14 protein-coding genes are annotated in these 18,565 nt (G+C 72.5%); 4 read left to right on the top strand and 10 right to left on the bottom strand.

Going from position 1 to position 18,565, the window contains the following annotated elements:
• The first annotated feature begins 392 nt into the window (after nt 1–392).
• Nucleotides 393–626: a hypothetical protein gene (locus ACFW2G_RS15965; RefSeq protein ID WP_030028922.1), complete on the top strand. Its 234-nt coding sequence runs from the start codon at nt 393–395 to the stop codon at nt 624–626.
• Nucleotides 627–872: 246 nt separating this feature from the next.
• On the opposite strand, the gene ACFW2G_RS15960 is transcribed toward ACFW2G_RS15965, so the two are convergent.
• The 7 genes from ACFW2G_RS15960 to ACFW2G_RS15930 all read right to left on the bottom strand — a co-directional run bounded on the left by ACFW2G_RS15960 (nt 873) and on the right by ACFW2G_RS15930 (nt 11,282).
• Nucleotides 873–1,730 carry a S1 family peptidase gene (locus ACFW2G_RS15960; RefSeq protein WP_384448350.1) on the bottom strand — a complete coding sequence of 286 codons (858 nt, stop codon included), beginning with the start codon at nt 1,728–1,730 and terminating at the stop codon, nt 873–875.
• Between the two features lie 137 nt (nt 1,731–1,867).
• Nucleotides 1,868–3,448, bottom strand: a complete 1,581-nt coding sequence (locus ACFW2G_RS15955) for an RNA polymerase sigma factor (RefSeq protein ID WP_384581518.1) — start codon at nt 3,446–3,448, stop codon at nt 1,868–1,870.
• Nucleotides 3,449–3,831: 383 nt separating this feature from the next.
• Nucleotides 3,832–4,719, bottom strand: a complete 888-nt coding sequence (locus ACFW2G_RS15950; protein WP_078557136.1) for a FadR/GntR family transcriptional regulator — start codon at nt 4,717–4,719, stop codon at nt 3,832–3,834.
• Between the two features lie 191 nt (nt 4,720–4,910).
• A complete protein-coding gene (locus ACFW2G_RS15945; RefSeq protein ID WP_384448344.1) occupies nt 4,911–6,692 on the bottom strand; it encodes an ATP-binding cassette domain-containing protein in 1,782 nt (593 codons plus the stop codon).
• A 187-nt stretch (nt 6,693–6,879) separates the two neighbouring features.
• Nucleotides 6,880–7,626 (bottom strand): NUDIX domain-containing protein, encoded by a 747-nt coding sequence (locus ACFW2G_RS15940; RefSeq protein WP_037929764.1) that lies wholly within the window; start codon nt 7,624–7,626, stop codon nt 6,880–6,882.
• 192 nt (nt 7,627–7,818) lie between these two features.
• Nucleotides 7,819–9,807: a glycogen debranching N-terminal domain-containing protein gene (locus tag ACFW2G_RS15935; protein WP_384581516.1), complete on the bottom strand. Its 1,989-nt coding sequence runs from the start codon at nt 9,805–9,807 to the stop codon at nt 7,819–7,821.
• A gap of 209 nt (nt 9,808–10,016) precedes the next feature.
• Nucleotides 10,017–11,282: a DUF4192 domain-containing protein gene (locus ACFW2G_RS15930; protein WP_384448337.1), complete on the bottom strand. Its 1,266-nt coding sequence runs from the start codon at nt 11,280–11,282 to the stop codon at nt 10,017–10,019.
• Between the two features lie 122 nt (nt 11,283–11,404).
• Here ACFW2G_RS15930 and ACFW2G_RS15925 point away from each other — a divergent pair, with 122 nt between their 5' ends.
• The gene (locus ACFW2G_RS15925) at nt 11,405–13,564 is read left to right on the top strand and encodes a RecQ family ATP-dependent DNA helicase (protein ID WP_384581514.1); all 2,160 of its coding nucleotides are present in this window, start codon (nt 11,405–11,407) and stop codon (nt 13,562–13,564) included.
• Between the two features lie 215 nt (nt 13,565–13,779).
• Nucleotides 13,780–14,409 carry a hypothetical protein gene (locus ACFW2G_RS15920; protein ID WP_384581512.1) on the top strand — a complete coding sequence of 210 codons (630 nt, stop codon included), beginning with the start codon at nt 13,780–13,782 and terminating at the stop codon, nt 14,407–14,409.
• A 207-nt stretch (nt 14,410–14,616) separates the two neighbouring features.
• Here ACFW2G_RS15920 and ACFW2G_RS15915 read toward each other — a convergent pair whose 3' ends face one another.
• The 3 genes from ACFW2G_RS15915 to ACFW2G_RS15905 form a co-directional block, all read right to left on the bottom strand.
• The gene (locus tag ACFW2G_RS15915) at nt 14,617–15,246 is read right to left on the bottom strand and encodes a hypothetical protein (RefSeq protein ID WP_384448328.1); all 630 of its coding nucleotides are present in this window, start codon (nt 15,244–15,246) and stop codon (nt 14,617–14,619) included.
• 59 nt (nt 15,247–15,305) lie between these two features.
• The gene (locus tag ACFW2G_RS15910; protein ID WP_037929774.1) at nt 15,306–16,016 is read right to left on the bottom strand and encodes a ribonuclease HII; all 711 of its coding nucleotides are present in this window, start codon (nt 16,014–16,016) and stop codon (nt 15,306–15,308) included.
• 116 nt (nt 16,017–16,132) lie between these two features.
• Nucleotides 16,133–16,735, bottom strand: coding sequence for a TetR/AcrR family transcriptional regulator (locus ACFW2G_RS15905; protein WP_384448325.1), 603 nt, complete (start codon nt 16,733–16,735; stop codon nt 16,133–16,135).
• A gap of 145 nt (nt 16,736–16,880) precedes the next feature.
• On the opposite strand from ACFW2G_RS15905, the gene ACFW2G_RS15900 reads away from it, so the two are divergent.
• A complete protein-coding gene (locus ACFW2G_RS15900; protein WP_384448322.1) occupies nt 16,881–18,434 on the top strand; it encodes an MFS transporter in 1,554 nt (517 codons plus the stop codon).
• The last annotated feature ends 131 nt before the right edge of the window (nt 18,435–18,565 follow it).

Here is an 18,565-nt window from a genome sequence, read left to right as displayed (position 1 = left end):
CGGGTACCCGTCGAAGGGTACCGAGGCCAGGTAGAGCCGATGCAACGCCACCCTCGCGCTTTCCTCAGCCTAGTCCAGATCCGTACGGATGTTCGATCCCCCGGGCGGGTGAAGGAAACATCACGTTCCCTTCCGCGCATGAACCATTTAGGGTTCGGGCACGTCCTCATGAACAACCTGGCACTCACGCCGGGGAGGATGGAACTGCAACAAGCGCACGAGTGACAACGCGAAACCGTAAAGCAACGCAATACGGCTCCTTCGCCGCCAACCGGCAACAGCCGGCCAGCTTCGGAAGGAAGTTTCGAGGAAAAGCCGAGAGCGGGAACGTTTTCGGCCTGGTTGGATGTTGACCCTGGTACGACAGCTCGTCGAGCTAGAGAAGAGGCGACGTGACTACTGTTCTGACACCCGCGACCCCGCTGACGGCCGCTGACCGATGCGACCGTTGCGGCGCCCAGGCATATCTGCGCGTCGTCCTGCTGAGCGGCGGTGAACTGCTCTTCTGCGCCCACCACGGTCGCAAGTTCGAGCCGGAACTCAAGAAGATCGCCGCGGAAATACAGGATGAGACCGAGCGGCTCACGTCCGCTCCGGCTGCCCACGCCGAACCCGAGGACCGCTGACACAGGCCACCTCGCATCCGACGAGCCAGGACCGGCCAGGCCGGTCGACGGGCGGCACCCCTGAGACCCAGGGGTGCCGCCCGTCCTCACGTCCGCAGGCCGCCCGCACTGGGAAAGTCGGCGGTACCGAGCCGTCCCGGGCCGGTGTCACAGGACGGCGGCAACGGGCCGGCCGCCCCTGGTCCGCTCGTTGCCCCTGTGCGGACGCTGCACGCGGCCAGGTCGCCCGCGGGGCCCCCGGCCGACCTATTGGACCCCGTCCTGCTGCGAGGCCCTCTCCGAGCCCGTCACGAAGCCGGCCAGTGGGGCGATACGCGTGTACACACCCGGGCTGTCGGCACGTCCGCAGCCCCGGCCCCACGAGACCAGCCCGATGAGCCGGCCCTGCGCCACCAGCGGCCCGCCGCTGTCGCCCTGGCAGGCGTCCTTGCCTCCCCCGCCGTCTCCCGCACACACCATGGATTCGGCCCGGTACTGTCCGTCCATGTCCCCGGGATAGGCGCGCCCGCACACCTCGTCCGCGAGGACCCTCACGCGTGCGGCCCGCAGGGCGTACGCGTAGTCGCCGAAGCCGCTGGTGTCGCCCCAGCCGTACACGTCCGCCTCGGTGCCCGCCCGGTAGGCGGGATGCCCCGTCTCCGCCATGGGCAGGACGTGGTGTGCCGGAACGGCTTCCGCCAGCTCCAGGACGGCGAGGTCGCCCGCATTGCTCCGCGGGTCGTAGTCGGGATTCACCCGTGCCCCGCGCACCGCGATCTCCCGGCCGTCGGCCGCCCGGAGCTCCGTACGACCGGCGATCACCCGGAAATCGGACACGGACTCGACGGGTCCGCCGAGCACCTGCCGGCCCAGGCAGTGCGCCGCGGTGACCACTTTGGTCGGCGCGACCACGACACCCCCGCAGAACTGCCCGTCCCGCGTACCTCCGAACCGGTCACGGCTGGCCAGGGCCACGACCCAGGGGCTGTCGGCCACCTTCACCGGCTTCCCGCCGATCACCACGCTGTCCGCGGCCGCCCGGGGCATCTGGGCGAGCGGCACCGCGGCCGTTCCCGCCGCCAGGGTCAGCGCGCCCGCCAGGACACGGGCAAAGGGACGACGCATGGGGCCTCCTGACTCCGAGTGTGCATGACTCCACCCAGAGTGGGTTGCCCGGTGGCCGAGCGCACCCGCGCGGACACCGTCGGCGCCTCCGTCGCGCGGGCCTCAGCGGCATCCGCCGCCGAGGCCCGCCGACCGGCTCAGTCCAGGTAGTCGCGCAGCACCTGGGAGCGCGACGGGTGGCGCAGCTTCGACATGGTCTTCGACTCGATCTGGCGGATCCGCTCGCGGGTGACGCCGTAGACCTTGCCGATCTCGTCGAGGGTCTTGGGCTGTCCGTCGGTGAGGCCGAAGCGCATGGAGACCACGCCGGCCTCGCGCTCGCTCAGAGTGTCGAGCACCGAGTGCAGCTGCTCCTGCAGCAGCGTGAAGCTCACGGCGTCGGCCGGGACGACGGCCTCGGAGTCCTCGATGAGGTCACCGAACTCGCTGTCGCCGTCCTCGCCGAGGGGCGTGTGCAGGGAGATCGGCTCGCGGCCGTACTTCTGGACCTCGATGACCTTCTCGGGGGTCATGTCGAGTTCCTTGGCCAGCTCCTCCGGGGTGGGCTCGCGGCCCAGGTCCTGGAGCATCTGGCGCTGCACGCGGGCGAGCTTGTTGATGACCTCGACCATGTGGACGGGGATGCGGATGGTGCGGGCCTGGTCGGCCATGGCACGCGTGATCGCCTGCCGGATCCACCAGGTCGCGTAGGTGGAGAACTTGTAGCCCTTGGTGTAGTCGAACTTCTCGACCGCACGGATGAGGCCCAGGTTGCCTTCCTGGATCAGGTCCAGGAAGAGCATGCCGCGGCCGGTGTAACGCTTGGCCAGCGAGACCACGAGACGGAGGTTGGCCTCCAGCAGGTGGTTCTTGGCGCGGCGGCCGTCCTCGGCGATGATCTCCAGCTCGCGCTTGAGCTTCGGCGCCAGCTTGTCGGAGTTCGCCAGCTTGTCCTCGGCGAACAGACCGGCCTCGATCCGCTTGGCGAGCTCGACCTCCTGCTCGGCGTTGAGGAGCGGCACCTTGCCGATCTGCTTGAGGTAGTCCTTGACCGGGTCGGCGGTCGCGCCGGCCACCACGACCTGCTGGGCCGGGGCGTCGTCCTCGTCGTCCGAGATGACGAAGCCCTTGTTCTCCCCGCCCTCGTCCTCTTCGTCGCCCTCGGCCTTGACCGCGTCGGGCCCCTCGTCCGGGGTCTCGTCCTCGCCGGCCTCGTCCGCGTCCTTCTTGGCCGCGGTCTTCTTCGCGGCGGCCTTCTTCGCGGCGGCCTTCTTGGCGGGCGCGGCCTTCTTCGCGGCCGTCTTCTTCGCGGCCACCTTCTTGGCGACGGGCTCCGCCGCGGCCTGCTCGACGGCGGCGTCCGGTTCCTGCTCCTGCGGGTCCACCGCGGCAGGTGCCGCGGCCACGGGCTGGGCCGCCGCCGTCCTGGCCGCCGTCTTCCTGACGGGCTCGGTGGCCGTCCGCTTGGCCGGGCTCTTCGCTGCGACGCTCTTGCGGGTGGTGCGCTTGGGCGACTCCGCGGCACTGACCATCAGCGTCACACCCTCTTCCTCGAGGATCTGGTTGAGGCTGCGCAGAACATTCTTCCACTGGGTCGCAGGAATCTGGTCAGCCTCGAAGGCCCGACGCACGTCATCGCCGGCGATCTGCCCCTCGGCCTTGCCCCGCTCGATGAGCGCCATCACAGACTCGGAATCGGCGATCTCCGGCGGGAGCGTACGGGATGTGCTGGCCGACACGAACAACCTCTCGGAACGATGGGAACGGCTTCCGACCCCGGGCCTGGTGGTGCTGGACCGGAGCCGACGACCACCGACCGGGGATGGGCCGGCGGCGCGGGCAGGGGCCGGGGAGCTGCACAGCAACCCCAAGGGCTGCTGTTCCCTCCGTCGGCCATCACCTCTTAAGTCATCGCGCGACCTCGCGGAGCGTTACGCCCAATCTTCGTGGCCCGAGTCACACCCTGTATGCGCGGATGCCGGTCATACGGTCGCACCCCTCGGCCCCGGAAGCTTCGCGGCAGCCCCGGAGGGGCTCCGAAAGAGGGACGAAGCCCACACGCCGGTGTCGCCGGGCCCGGCCGGGCCCGGCGACGTGTCGTACACCCCCGCGCGCCCGCCCGTCAGTGCTCGCGCGGGGCAGGAACCACGCGCTCGACCTCCGGATGAACCGTCAGGAGCTGGCGCATCGCGCTCTCGGCACCCGCTGCGTCGCCCGCAGCGAGGGCCTCGACCATCCGGGCGTGGTGCGCTACGCACGCCTCGCTCGGGCGGTCGCAGGAGGTCATCGGGCTGCCGGAGACCTGGAGGGCGGCGGAGACGATGCCGGAGAGGTGTTCCAGCATGCGGTTGCCCGCCACCTGGATGAGGAGTGCGTGGAACTCGTTGTCGGCGCGCGCGAAGGTGATCGAGTCACCCTGACCGAGGGCGTGGCCCATGATCTCGACCATGTCGGCCAGGCGCTGCTGGACGTCCGGGCGGCCGTGGCCGGCGGCCAGGCGGGCGGCGAGGGGCTCGATCGTCCAGCGGAGCTCGCCGAGCTCGCGGCGCTGGTCGTCGCGCTGGGGCCCGAAGGCACGCCACTCGATGATGTCGGGGTCGAGCAGGTTCCAGTCGGCGACGGGGCGCACCCGGGTGCCGACGTTGGGACGGGCGCTGACGAGGCCCTTGGCCTCGAGGACCCGCAGCGATTCGCGGACGACCGTGCGGGAGACCTCGAAGCGCTGGCCGATCTCCTCGGGAACCAGGGGGCGGTCCGCGCCGAGATCGCCGGAAACGATCATCTGGCCGAGCTGCTGGACGAGTTGGCCGTGCAGTCCGCGGCCGCGGCTGCCTGCCGCCCGGCGGCCCACCCGGCTCAACTCGACGTCGGCGCCGTCCCAGTGGGGTGCTCCGACGCGGTCGGACCCGGGGGTCTCCGCGTAGGGGTAGCGGTCGAGTTCGCCCGCGCCGGCGAGGCCGGAGTCGGCATGGCGGGCGGCGGTCATCATGGTGTGCGCAAGGGTACTCACGAATCCTTTGTCGGTCGTGCCTCCGCGGCCCTTGAGGTCTTTGGTGAAAAGCACACGAAAGGGTGATCGGTGCCACCTACGCAATTGACGACTTATCGTAAAGAACCGGGCCTATTGCGCGGAGTTGCGGTCCCCTTGACGCGACATGGACTGCATCGGTCCCGTCCGCGACCGCTCCGGCACCGGAACGATCACCAACGAACCCTGCTGCGCAGTCCGGTGAACCCATAGGCGCACAACAGGACCATCAGCGACAACAGCAGTGCAGTGGCGACGGGCTGGGTCACCACCCGCAGGGCACCGACCAGCAGCCGGTCCGCCTCGGGCGGCCACTGCACCCAGGACAGACCGCGCAGCCTGGGGCCCAGTCCGGTCATCGGGTACGCGGACGAGCCTTCCAGCGCCCTGCGCACCAGCGGAACCACTCCCACGGGTACGGCGAGCACGGCCGCCAGCCCCGCGGCGGCGGATCGGAAGACGCCGGAGGCCAGCACGCCGGCCCAGGCGCAGCCGATCAGTAGTCCGGCCCAACTCGCGGCCGGGGAAAGCCAGTGCGCGGGGGCGCGCAGCGGGCCGCTGCCGAAGGCGAGCGCCAGGGCGGCCGCGTCGGCCGTCACCACCAGGGCGCCCAGCAGCAGGGCGAGGGCGGCGCTGACGCCGAGCTTCGCGGTGAGCAGCCCGAGCCGGCGGGGCACGGTGCCCCGGTCGGCAGCCAGCGCCGGGTAGCGGTACTCCTCGCCGAAGGCGAGCGCGCCGAGCAACCCCGCGCCGAGGGCGGCAGGCGGCAGCGGCAGCAACTCGGGCCAGGCGGCCAGCAGTCGACCCTGCGGGATCCGACCGGACCGGGCGAGCACGAGGGCGGTGAGAACCGAGACCGCGACCACGAGGGCAGTGGTGAGGATGGGGGTGGCGGTCCCGAAGACCCGGAGCAGCTCGTAGCGCAGCGGCCTCAGGGGCCCACCCAGGCGCCGCACGGCCGAGGCTGGACCCTGGGGGTGACCCTGCCGAGCGCGCCCGGCGGTGTCCTCGCCGGGGCCGGGTGCAGCACCGGCGGCCGTCGCGTCCGCGACCCGCGCGTGCGGGACCTGGGTCGCCGGCGTTCCAGCGTCGCCGGTCTCGTCGGCGAGCTGGTGGACCAGCACGCCGTGACGGAACGCCGCCTCGCCGACCTCGGCGCAGTTGCTCCCGTACACCGACAAACGGCTGCCGCTCTCCTCGACGATCTCCACCGCCCGCTGGGCCGCCCGGGCTTCCCGGCCCAGGACGTCGGCCAGGCGGGCGGCATGCGGGGTACGTACGGCGACCCGAGGCCTCAGCCGGGTCCGCGCGAACTCCGCGGCCTCCTGATCGGCGACGAGGCGGCCCGCCTCGATACTGACGACCCGATCGGCGCTCCTGGCCGCTTCCCTGGCATCGGCAGTAGTGAAGAGGACGGCGCCGCCGAGGGCGGCGTGGCCGCGCAGCAGCCCGTACAGCCAGCCACGTTCTCGGGGCGAGAGCCCCGCGGCAGGCTCGTCGAGGAGCAGGGTGCAGGGATCACCAAGCAGCGCCGAGGCCAGGGCGACCCTGCGCTCCATGCCGACCGACAGCGAACCGAGACGCTGGTCCCTCAGACCCGCGATGCCGACGACCTCAAGCATGGTGTCGGCCCGGGAGGCGGGCACCCCGGCGGCGGCGCAGAGCATCCTCAGTTGGTTTCGGACGGTCCGTGCCGGGTTGCCGGGGACGTCTCCGAGCACCACTCCGACCTCACGGCAGGGGTGCGGAATCCGGTGCAGCGGGCGGCCACGGAAGTACGTGACGCCGCGCCCGGGTTCGAGTTCGAGCATGAGCCGCAGGGCGGTCGTCTTGCCCGAGCCCGACCCTCCGAACAGGGCGGTCACATGCCCCGGGCGGGCCTCGAGGGTGAGGTCGTCCACAAGGGGCGGAGTGTCGGATCGTGGTGTGCTGGTGAGTCCGATGGCCTGGAGCATCGCTTCTCTCGCGGGGTGTGAGACCGCTCTGCGGCAGCGTGAGTACCGCAAGCAAGATAACGCGATATGTCCGATTTTCGGCGCAACCGGTCCGATCGAATGCCGATCGTTCCGCCGGATCTTTCCCCGGCCGGGCCCTGGTGCGGCCATCGCCGGACGCGGCACCCGTGGCGCGGGCTCCCCCGGGTCAGACCTCCGGGCGCAGCATCGGCGGATTGAGCAGGGTCGCCCCGCCCGCGCGGAACAGCTGGGCGGGACGGCCGCCCTGACGGGTCGTCGTTCCGCCGGCCGGCACCAGGAAACCCGGAGTGCCGGTGACCTTGCGGTGGAAGTTGCGCGGGTCCAGTGCCACCCCCCACACCGCCTCGTACACCCGGCGCAGTTCCCCGACGGTGAATTCGGGCGGGCAGAAGGCGGTGGCCAGCGAGGAGTACTCAATCTTCGAGCGGGCCCGCTCCACACCGTCGGCAAGGATCTGCGCATGGTCGAAGGCGAGCCCCGCGGCGCCCTCGTCCCCGACGGCCAGCACCTCGTCGACGGGTGCCCAGCGCGCACTGTTGGCATCGCCTCCGGCCCGGGGCGCGGGGAGGTCCGGAGCCAGCACCAGGTGCGCCACGCTGACGACGCGCATCCTGGGATCACGCTTCGGATCGCCATAGGTGGCCAGCTGTTCGAGGTGGGCCCCGTTGCCCGCACCCGGCATGGCCGGATCGTGGGCACACAGGCCGGTTTCCTCGGAGAGCTCTCTCGCAGCGGCGGCCGCGAGGTCCTCGTCACCGCGGACGAATCCGCCGGGCAGCGCCCAGCGCCCCTGGAACGGCTGCTCACCCCGCCGGACGACCAGCGCGCAGAGCGCGTGGCGCCGCACGGTGAGCACGACCAGGTCGACGGTGACTGCGAAGGGCGGATAGGCCGACGGGTCGTAGGGCGACATGCCGCGATCATAGTCGTCTGCTTGACGATAAACAGCGCTTTGGTGACCTTGAAGACGATGGCCCGCGGGCCGGCGAGGGTGCCCGTCGCACCCGACCTGTGACGTGCTCCGCCCAGGCGCCCGGCTCGAAGCATCACCGCTCGCACGAGGCGGGGCATCACCACTCGTACGAGGCTCGGGCCGCCGGAACCCTCAGCCTCCCAGTTGGAGCGCATCCGCGGCCTCCTCCACCATGCCGAGGCCGAGCCGGCCGACCCGGACGGCAAAGGGCTCGCCCGCCACCCGCAGGCCCGCGAGCCGGATCGCTCCCAGGGGCGCGCCGGGAAGGGGGGCGAGGGCGACGGTGCCCACGGGGGCGTCGGGACGGATGCCCGCGAGGGCGGTCAGCACGTGGACTCCCGCGGCCGCGGCCACTGCGGCGGGGCGGCAGGCCGCCGGGTGCGGGACCGGGGCGCTGCCCGCGGTGCGCTGCTCGGCGGCGAACATCTCCGGAAGCCGGTACCCGAAGGCCTCCGCCGCGTCCAGGAGCCCTCTGAGCAGGCCCGCTGCCTCCTGCTCGAAGCCCGCAGCGGCCAGGCCGGACACGGCGACGGCGCTCTCGTACGCCCGCACGGCGCCCGAGCGGTGGCCGAACGGGTTGAATCCCGGCTCCTTGAGGGCCATGCTCCGCAGCCCCCATCCGCAGTCCATGGCCGGGGCTCCAAACAGCCGGGCGAGCTGCTCGGTGCGGATCCGGTCGAGAAGCCCGGGGGCGAGCCGCCCGCCGCCGAGGAGCCCGGTGTCGAGCAGGTGGGCGGCAGCGCCGGTCAGCCGCGGCAGCGGCCGCCCGTCGGGATGCAGGGCCGAAGCCGGCCGGCCGCCGTCCGGGCCATCGATCCAGAACCGCTCCCGGAACCGCTCCCGCAGTGCCGCTGCCCGCTCCCGCCACTCCTCAGCGCCGGGGCGCCCGCATCCGGCGAGGAGTTCGGCGCCGAGCACGGCGGCCCGGTGGGCGTGGGCCTGGGTCTCGCAGCGTCGGGGACCGGGGTCGGGATCGGCCAGGAAGCCGTCATCCCCGAGGGCTCCGCGCAGCCAGTCCAGGCACCGTTCGGCAGCGGGGAGCAGCCGGACGAGGTCCTCCTCCGGCATACCCCAGAGCCGGGCTTCGGCGAGCACCGAAGGGAAGGCGAGGGTCGCCTCGGTGCCGGTGCAGGCGGGCGGCAACTGCGGGCCGGCCCCCCGCAGGGGACCCGGAATCCTCCCGGCGTCGGCCCCGTGCCCCCCGGTCTGCGTCCGGGCGAGCACGCGCAGGGTGGCGGTGGCAAGGCCGGTCCCCAACGGCAGCGCCATACGGGCGGCCCAGAGCGACTCCGCCGGCGCCAGGCCCAGCCGCCAGGGCACCCCGGCCGCGGCGAAGGCGTCGCCCGGTTCCGCGGGGTCCCGCGAAAGCAGCGCGCCCAGGTCCTGGACGCTGCTGCGGAACCATGCCCCGACCCTCGGGTCGTCCCCCTCCGCGCGGGCGTCGGCCAGGGGGTTCGCCACCCGGCCGACGGGGGCCCGCACCACCTGGTCGTGCGTGGTCCGCAGCTCGATGGTGCGCGATTCGCCGGGGCCCAGTTCGAGCTGCCAGCGCAGCAGTCCGGCCGAGGCCACGGCGTCGTCGGGCGCGGGGTCGGCCGCGGTGACGGCCTGGGCCTCGCCGGTGCTCCAGCGCAGACCGGCAGCGTGCACCCCGGCGGGCAGCTCCGGGCCGGCCCGGCCGGCGGCCACGGCGGCCAGCTCCGCCAGGTCGGTCCCGAGGTGGACCTCCACCGGGAGCCGTACCGGCCGGGCCGCGAAGCTGCGCAGGGTGATCCGTTCGGTGCCGTCGGCGTGGCGGACGCGTTCCACCCCGATGTCCGGGTCGGGTCCGGGGTCGGCGCCGGTCCGCACGGTCGCGGTGAAGGCGGCCCGGTCGGCACCGAGGCTGCGCCCCTGGACGGCGACCGGGTCCCGGCCGCCGACGCGCAGCATGCAGCGGGAAAGCAGCCTGCGCCCGGAGCGGTAGATCCCGTCGACCCCCCTCCCGGTCAACTGGCCGTGCTCCGGCGAAATGACCAGACAGGGCGCGGCGACGCAGATGACGGCGCCGTGCACGGGTGGCAGCTCGGGCCTGCGGGCAGCGGGCACGCCGGGCGGGCGGGCGGGTGCGGGGTGAGACATGTGTCGCCTTGTCTGCGCTCCGGTGGGTTCAGCTGGGCGGCGGCGCGGCCGGGGCCGGACCTCCCCCCAGCTGAACGCCCCCGGCCCCGCCCGGGTCACGGGCCGCGGCTCCGGCCGGGTGCTCCGTGGGCGCGGCCCGTTCGGCCGGGCGGGTGTCGGGACACCGCGGTGCATCCGTACGGGACGGCCGGACGGCGGCCGGTGCGCGCTCACTGCCCGGTCCCCGCAGTGCGGCGGGATCCGCGGCGCGGGGCCGTGCGGCCCCGCCGGCCGGGCGGCCGAGTGGCGGCCGAGGACCGGCTGCGCCTGGGTTGCCTGCGGCGTCGTTCCTCCCTGAGGCACTGCCGCAGCCCCTCGGGGTCGAGCCCCTCGTTGCAGGCGTGGTGGAGCAGCTGTGCGAAGCGGTATTCGGAGTCGGCGCGCAGGGCCAGGCCGAGGGCGATCCGGGCCGTGGGCTCGTCGCCGGTCGACCAGGAGACCCACCCCGCCAGGGTGAGCGGGGCTGCAGCGTGCTCTGCGTAGGCGCCGACGCAGCGGCGGGCCAGGGCCCGCCAGAGCCGCAGGGCGGGGGCCGCTTCCTCTCCCTCCATCCACTCGGCCGCGATGTCGCGGACTTCCCGGTCCTGGAGGCCGAGGATCAGCGAGGCCGCCTCGTCGTGCCCGAGGAGCGCGTCGTCCCAGTCGTCTCCCTGGGCACCGCCCTCGACGGGCGGGGCCAGCACCATGCGCCGCATCAGGGCCTGCGCCAGCGTGATGGTCTCGGCACCGACCTCCTCCCGGGTGGCGCCGTGCAGGATCCGGGGCATCAGAGCCGCGGCGGCCCGGTCCAGAGCCCGCTCGGCCTCCTCCGCCACAGCCCCGCGCAGCGGCGCCAGCCTGCCCTCGATCTCTTCGAGGGAGCCGCGGATCTGGATCCCGGCGAAGGTCGCAGCAGCGGCCGTCACCGAGGTGCCCACCGGGGTCAGCGGGCTGCCTTCGGCCGGGCAGCACCGCTCGTCAGGGCAGACATAGGACCAGAAGCGGCCCGCCGACAGGCACAGCGCCTCCAGCACCGGCACGTCCAGCGCGCCACAGGCCAGTCGGATCCGCTGGGCGAACGGCCGCAGCCGGGTCATCACAGCCCGGCCGTCCTCGTCTCCACACGGCTCCTGACAGAGGTAGACGACGATGCCGTCGGGCTTGCCGCCGCGGCGTTCGCTGCCCCGGACGAGGCAGTCCGCGACCTGCCGGGCGGTGTCCTCCCATTCCGCGGGGGCGGTGGGGATGCCGACACGGAGCCGACCGCCGAAGCGCCCGCCCTCGCCGTGCACGGCGACCATGACGAGAGAGTCGGACGGGTGGAAGCCGAGCATGTAGGGCAGCGCGTCGGCCAGTTCGGCCGGGCTGCGCAGAGTGATCTGGGGTACGCCGGTGGTTCCGGCCGGGCCGATCAGGGACCGGCCGGACGGGCGACGGGCTTCGTTGCTGTTCGTCATGCCACGAAGGTCCCGTGCGTGATCCGATACCGAAAGCCCTGTGGATAAGTGTTGACGGTTCAACTTCCACCGGGATGGGGCGGCATTGGCGCGATGTCAGACACATCGGGTTGCATGGAGGCATGAACGCAGACCTGAGGTCATCGGCTGACTCCGTACTCGCCCGCCTCGTGGGTGACCCCACGGGCACGGCCCGGCTGCGCGAGGACCAGTGGCTCGCGATCGAGGCCCTCGTCGCGCACAAACGGCGTGCGCTCGTGGTTCAGCGCACGGGCTGGGGCAAGTCCGCCGTGTACTTCGTCGCGACCTCGCTGCTGCGGGCGGCGGGCTCCGGCCCGACCGTGATCGTCTCCCCCCTCCTCGCGCTGATGCGCAATCAGGTCGAGGCCGCGGCCCGGGCCGGGATTCGCGCCCGCACCATCAACTCCGCCAACCCCGAGGAGTGGGAGGGGATCCAGGCCGAGGTTGCGGCGGGCGAGGTCGACGTCCTGCTGGTCAGCCCGGAGCGGCTCAACAACCCGGACTTCCGCGACCAGGTCCTGCCCAAGCTCTCGGCGGCCACCGGTCTGCTCGTGGTGGACGAGGCGCACTGCATCTCCGACTGGGGACACGACTTCCGCCCCGACTATCGCCGGCTGCGCACCATGCTGGCCGACCTCCCGCCCGGCGTACCGGTGCTTGCCACGACCGCCACGGCCAACGCCCGTGTGACCGCCGACGTCGCCGAGCAGCTCGGCACCGGAGCCGGGACGGACGCCCTGGTGCTGCGCGGCCCGCTGGAACGCGAGAGTCTCAGCCTGGCGGTCCTGTCCCTGCCCGACGCGGCGCACCGGCTCGCCTGGCTCGCGGACCACCTCGGCGAGCTGCCCGGGTCCGGGATCGTCTACACGCTGACGGTCGCGGCGGCCGAGGAGGTCACGGCGTACCTGCGCCACCGCGGGCACACGGTGGCCTCGTACACCGGCAAGACGGAGAACGCGGACCGCCAGCAGGCCGAGGACGACCTGCAGGCGAACCGGGTCAAGGCACTGGTGGCCACCTCGGCCCTGGGGATGGGCTTCGACAAGCCGGACCTGGGCTTCGTAGTGCACCTGGGGTCACCGTCCTCGCCGATCGCCTACTACCAGCAGGTGGGACGTGCGGGCCGCGGAGTGGAGCACGCGGAGGTGCTGCTGCTGCCCGGCCGGGAGGACGAGGCGATCTGGCAGTACTTCGCGTCGGTCGCCTTTCCGCCAGAGGAGCAGGTCCGCCGCACCCTCGACGTGCTGGCCCAGGCCGGGCGCCCCCTGTCGCTGCCCGCCCTGGAACCGCTGGTCGACCTGCGCCGCACCCGGCTGGAGACCATGCTCAAGGTCCTCGACGTCGACGGCGCCGTGCACCGGGTCAAGGGCGGCTGGACCTCGACGGGGGAACCGTGGTCCTACGACGCCGAGCGCTACGCCTGGGTGGCGCGTCAGCGGGCGGCCGAGCAGCAGGCCATGCGTGACTACGCGGCGACCACGGGGTGCCGGATGGAGTTCCTGCGCCGGCAGCTCGATGACGACGAGGCCGGGCCCTGCGGCCGCTGTGACAACTGCGCCGGCGCCCGGTTCGCGGCCGAGGTGTCGACAGCCGCGCTCGACACCGCACGCGGCGAGCTGGGCCGCCCCGGTGTGGAGTTGGAGCCGCGCAAGATGTGGCCCACCGGGCTCGCCGCCGTCGGTGTCGACCTCAAGGGACGCATCCCCGCCGGGGAACAGGCCTCGACGGGCCGAGCCCTGGGCCGTCTGTCCGACATCGGCTGGGGCAACAGGCTGCGCCCGATGCTGGCCCCGCAGGCTCCCGACCAGCCCGTTCCGGACGATGTCGCACAAGCCGTGGTCGCGGTGCTCGCCGACTGGGCGCGCGGCCCCGGGGGGTGGGCCTCCGGCGCCCCCGACGCACCAGCGCGTCCGGTGGGCGTGGTCTCGCTGCCCTCGCGCAGCCGCCCCCAGCTGGTCGGCTCGCTGGCAGCGCGGATCGCCGAAGTCGGCCGAATGCCCTTGCTCGGCACGGTCGCCTACACCGACCAGGTCCCCGAGTCCGGGCCGGCGTCCTCCAACAGCGCCCAGCGGGTCCGCGGCCTCCACCAGGCCCTGACGGTCCCGCAGGAGCTGGCGGCGGCGCTGGCGCAGACCCCCGGCCCGGTGCTCCTCGTGGACGACCGCGCGGAGAGCGGATGGACTCTCGCGGTGGGGGCCCGGCTCCTGCGACGCGCAGGCGCAAAGGAGGTGTTCCCGCTGGTGCTGGCGCTCCAGGGGTGACCCCGTGCGTCTTCCTCGGCGTGGCGGGGCAAGGATATGAACGGCATACCGGCGAATTCCGGTCGGCGTCGTCAATTGCTCGTTGCCGCATGCTCGGAAGCCACGCGAGAATTGGAGTGCTCCCGCTCGGCTCCTCGGCACCCTCCTGGGCCGCGCTGCGGCGCGCCCTGACTCCAGCCGTGCCCGTCCGCGGGCGTGTACCCGAAGGGAGGAACGTGACCTTCGGATTCACGCCGCCTTCGACTTCGTCTCTGGCAACAGCCACCGGCGGCGCGAGCCGGCACGGCAGACTGCTGGAACCGTCCGAGTGGTTGTCGGCGGGCATTCCCCTGTTGCGCAATCCGCGCGACGTCGTCAGCGGCCTGCACTCCCGGCACAGTCCGGTTCCCTCGACCGCGGTGATCGCCGTCCTGGGCCCGGAGGAACAGCTCGTGGCGAGCGCTTCCTTCGTACAGCGCTCGGTGTCGGCCGACGGCTGGGAGTACCGCAACGCCCTGCTGTCCCGGCTGCGCCGGGTGCTCCCGCACGACCTGCGTCGGCGGACCCCGGTTCGGACGGCCGTGCTCCTCTACTGCCGCGAGGGCGACGAGCGGTGGACCCCTGAGGACGGGGCCTGGATGTGGGGCCTGCGGGACGCCTGCACCCTGCACGGGCTGCGCTGCGGCGCGTACATCACGCTCACCCGCGACGGCTGGCAGGTGCTGGGCGAAGGGCGCGGTGGCCGGCGACCCAGCTCGGACTCGCGGCCGCAGCGGCTCGGCGACACCGTGGCCGAGTTCGCTCCGCTCGCCCTGCACACCGGTGGCGGTGCGGTCGAGGCCCTGCGCCGGACCGCCGCGCGCTGAGGTCATACCCGTCGCCGGGCTCGGCCGTCTCCGGTTCACGGTGCGGAGCCCGCTCGTGGGCGGGCCTCACGGCCGTACACGCGGAACGGACGTACGGCGGATCAGGCCCCGGCCGCCCACGCGGCCACGCCACGGACCCCGGCCGGGGCTTCAGCGGGGCCGGCTCAACGCCCGCCCCGCCCCTCGCCCATGCCGGGGTACAGGGCGTCAGACGCCCGCACCCAGAACGGAGTTGATCTGCTGCGGGTCACCGCACACGATCAGCAGCGCACCCGCCCGGGTGAGAGCGACCGGCAGGGAACCCGCCACGGTGTCAACCGGACCGCCATTGGCCGCGAAGACCACGACGGGACGACCGGCGGCACGCTTGACCTGGGCCGCGTCCGCGTAGAAGACGTCGTCCCCGGCATCGTGCAGGGCCCAGTAGGCGGGCTCGCCGAAAGACAGCTCGTGAGCGGCCCACGGGTGCGGGTCGCCGGTGGTGAGCACCAGGATGTCGCCGGGCGCGCGCCCGGTGTCGAGCAGCAGGTCCACGGCTTCTTCGGCCGCGTCCAGCGCACCATCGGCGGACGCCGGGATCAGCTGGATCTGCGGCACCGCCGCAGAGACGGACGGTGCGGTGGGGGCTGCGGGAACGGGTCCGGGGGTGGCCTGCGCCGCACGCTGCGCGGGGGGTGCGGGCCGGGCGGGACCGGGGCGGCCGGGCCGCGGGGCGGCGGGACGCGGACCAGGTACGGGGCGGGGGGTCTGCGCGTTGCGGCTCGCGGCCGGCGTGACGCGGGGACCCTGGGCACTCTCGTGAATCTGAGGCTCCTCGATGGCGGGGGTGAGAGGCATGAGTTGACGTCCTTCAAACGCCAGTACGAAACGTACCGGCCGGTGGCACGTGTGTGCGATCAGAAATCGAAGCCGAGTTGGCCTCCGTTTTCCAGCTCCATCGAGTCTTCGCTGCGGCGCACCTTCTTCAGGTGGCGCCATCTGGGCAGCGCGTCGAGGTACGACCACGAGAGCCGGTGGTAGGGGGTGGGCCCCCGCTCCTCCAGGACCGCCCGGTGCACGGGCGAGGGGTATCCGGCGTTGGCGGCGAAAGCGAAGTCTTCGATTCCACCGCCCTGTTCACCGATTTCGGCCATCATGCGGTCGCGGCGGACCTTGGCGATGACCGATGCCGCGGCGACGGCGATACAGGACTGGTCGCCCTTGATCACCGTCCGAACCCGCCAGGGCGGGCCGAGATAGTCGTGCTTGCCGTCGAGTATCACCGCGTCGGGCCGCACCGGTAGGGCTCCCAGCGCACGCTGCGCCGCGAGCCGCAGGGCGGCCGTCATGCCCAGTTCGTCGATCTCCTCGGGTGTGGCGTGCCCGAGCGCGTACGCGGTGACCCAGGCCTCCAGGACGTCCAGCAGGGCATCGCGCCGCTTGGGGGTGAGCAGTTTGGAGTCCGTGAGTCCGGCGGGCGGCCGACGCAGGCCCGTGATCGCCGCGCACACGGTGACGGGACCGGCCCAGGCCCCTCGTCCGACTTCGTCGACCCCGGCGATGACCTTGGCGCCGGTGGTTGCACGGAGGGAGCGCTCGACGGTGTGGGTGGGTGCTTCGTACGGCATGGCGCCAGCAAGGGTACGCCGCCCCGGGCCTGCTGCACACCCCCGCCCCGGTCGGAGCGACATGCGACCGACCTCGGACCCCACCGGACCGTTCCCCTCCGCCACCCCTCCCCGTCTCAGACCCTGAGTAGCGGCACCATCACCTCGTCGATCAGTTCGGCGAGGTCGACGTCCCCCCATTCGCTTCCGCACACCTTGGCCCGATACATCAGCATCGCCGGAATGACGTCCACGACGAACGGACCCGTAGCGTCCGGTCGCACGTCCCCCCGCACGATCCCACGCAGCACAAGCTCCCTGATCAGGCGCTGGGCAGGTTCCTGCAACCCGGACCAGATGACCCCATGAAACCGCTCCGCCGTCGCGTGATCGCATTCGTGAAGTACCGACCAGAGGGCCTGCCCGGCCCGGGAGTACATGACCTCCCTCGTACGGACACACAGCAGATAGAGGTCCTCACGGATCGATCCCGAGTCGGGAATCTCACCGATCCCAGGCAGGCCGGTGCGCAGCGCGTCGGCCACGAGGTCCACCTTCGAGGGCCAGCGCCGGTAGAGCGCAGCCTTCCCGGTCTGCGCGCCGGCCGCGACACCCTCCATGGTCAACGCGTTCCAGCCGACCGTACTCAGTTGCTCCAACGCCGCGTCGAGAATCGCCCGTTCGAGTTCGGGGCCCCTCCTGCGCCCCGGCGACGCCGATGACCAGCGCGAACCCACCATCTCTCCACCTCCGACCGGCCCGAGCACCGACGCCGCATAGATTTCCAGCCTTAGTGAACGCTTGCGTTCACTAAGGCTGGGCTCCTACCGTGGACCCCGTAGTGAACGACAGCGTTCACTATTTCACTTTGGGGGGGGATCCTCAGTGACAAGCTCTCAACTCGCCGCGCCCCGGATACCGGGGGCGGCACGCCGGGAGGGACGCCCCGGCGTGGCGCTCACCGTCATCGCCGCTTGCCAGCTCATGGTCGTCCTCGACGCGACCATCGTGAACATCGCGCTCCCGCACATCCAGACCGCGCTCGACTTCAGCACCACCGGCCTGTCCTGGGTGCTCAGCGCCTACACTCTCACGTTCGGCGGGCTGCTCCTGCTCGGCGGCCGGGCCGGCGACATCCTGGGCCGGCGCAGGGTGTTCCTGGCCGGAATCCTGCTCTTCACCCTGGCCTCGCTCCTCGGTGGCTTCGCCCAGGAACCGTGGCAGCTGCTCGCCGCCCGGGCCCTCCAGGGCGTCGGCGGGGCGATTGCCTCCCCGACCTCGCTCGCCCTGATCACGACGACCTTCCCCGAAGGCCCCGAGCGGAACCGGGCGTTCGGCGTGTTCGCCGCCGTTTCCGCAGGCGGTGGCGCGATCGGCCTGCTGGCAGGCGGCATGCTGACCGAGTGGCTCGACTGGCGCTGGGTGCTCTTCGTCAACGTGCCGATCGGCCTTCTGATCGCCGTGCTCACCCCGCTCTACATCAGCGAGTCCGAGCGCCACCCCGGCCGGTTCGACATCGCCGGAGCCCTCACCTCGACCATCGGCATGGCCTCGCTCGTCTACGGCTTCATCCGCGCCTCGGAGGAGGGCTGGCGCGACCCGCTCACCCTCGGGTCGTTCGCCGCCGCCCTGGTCCTGCTGACCCTCTTCGTCGTCATCGAGTCTCGGGCCCGTGAGCCGATCATCCCGCTGCGCATGTTCGCCGACCGCAACCGCACCGGAACCTACGTGATCATGCTCGGCCTCGCCGCGGCAATGTTCGGCATGTTCTTCTTCATCGTCCAGTTCGTGCAAAACGTGCTGGGCTTCTCACCGATCCGGTCGGGACTGGGCTTCCTGCCCGTCACGATCGCCATCGTCACCGCCGCCGGCCTTTCCCAGCGCTTCCTGCCGCGCTTCGGGCCCAAGCCCTTCATGGTCATCGGATCCGCGCTCACCGGCACCGGGCTGGCATGGCTGACCCTCCTGAGGACCGACAGCTCGTACCTCTCCGGCGTGCTGGGGCCGATGCTCCTGTTCGGCTTCGGCATGGGCCTGAACTTCGTGACGCTGACCCTCACCGCCGTCTCCGGGGTGGAGCCGAAGGAGGCCGGCGCGGCCTCCGGACTGTTGAACGCGAGCCAGCAGGTCGGCGGCTCGCTCGGCCTGTCCATCCTCGTCACCGTCTTCGGCACGGCCAGCCGCGAGGAGGCCTCGAAGCAGGTCCCCGCCTTCCTGTCCCAGGCGGATTCCCAGGCCGCGGCCGCCTTCCGGGAGACCGGGCGGCTGCCCGACCCCTGGGGGGACCTCGTCCTCGCCCAGGGGATCTCCACCTCGTTCATGGCCGCCGTGGCGATGGCCGGCCTGGCCCTGGCCACCGCCCTGCTGGTGATCCGGGTGCGCAAGAGCGACCTGGAGGCCCTGGCCGGGACCGCCGCGAAGGCCGGTCCGGCGGCCTGAATGTTCCTCGCCCACGCGGGTCGGGGGCGGGGGGCGCCCCCCGCCCCCCCCCCTCGGCGGGGGGCCTGCTACTGGCCCCCGGGCCGCCGAGTGGGCCAGGGTCTTTTAAAAAAAATAAGCGGGCGCCGCAG

This window comes from Streptomyces sp. NPDC058880 (assembly GCF_042742535.1).
GTDB lineage: Bacteria > Actinomycetota > Actinomycetes > Streptomycetales > Streptomycetaceae > Streptomyces.
The sequence above is the reverse complement of the archived record's forward strand: the minus strand, read 5'-3'. Positions and strand labels throughout refer to the sequence as shown.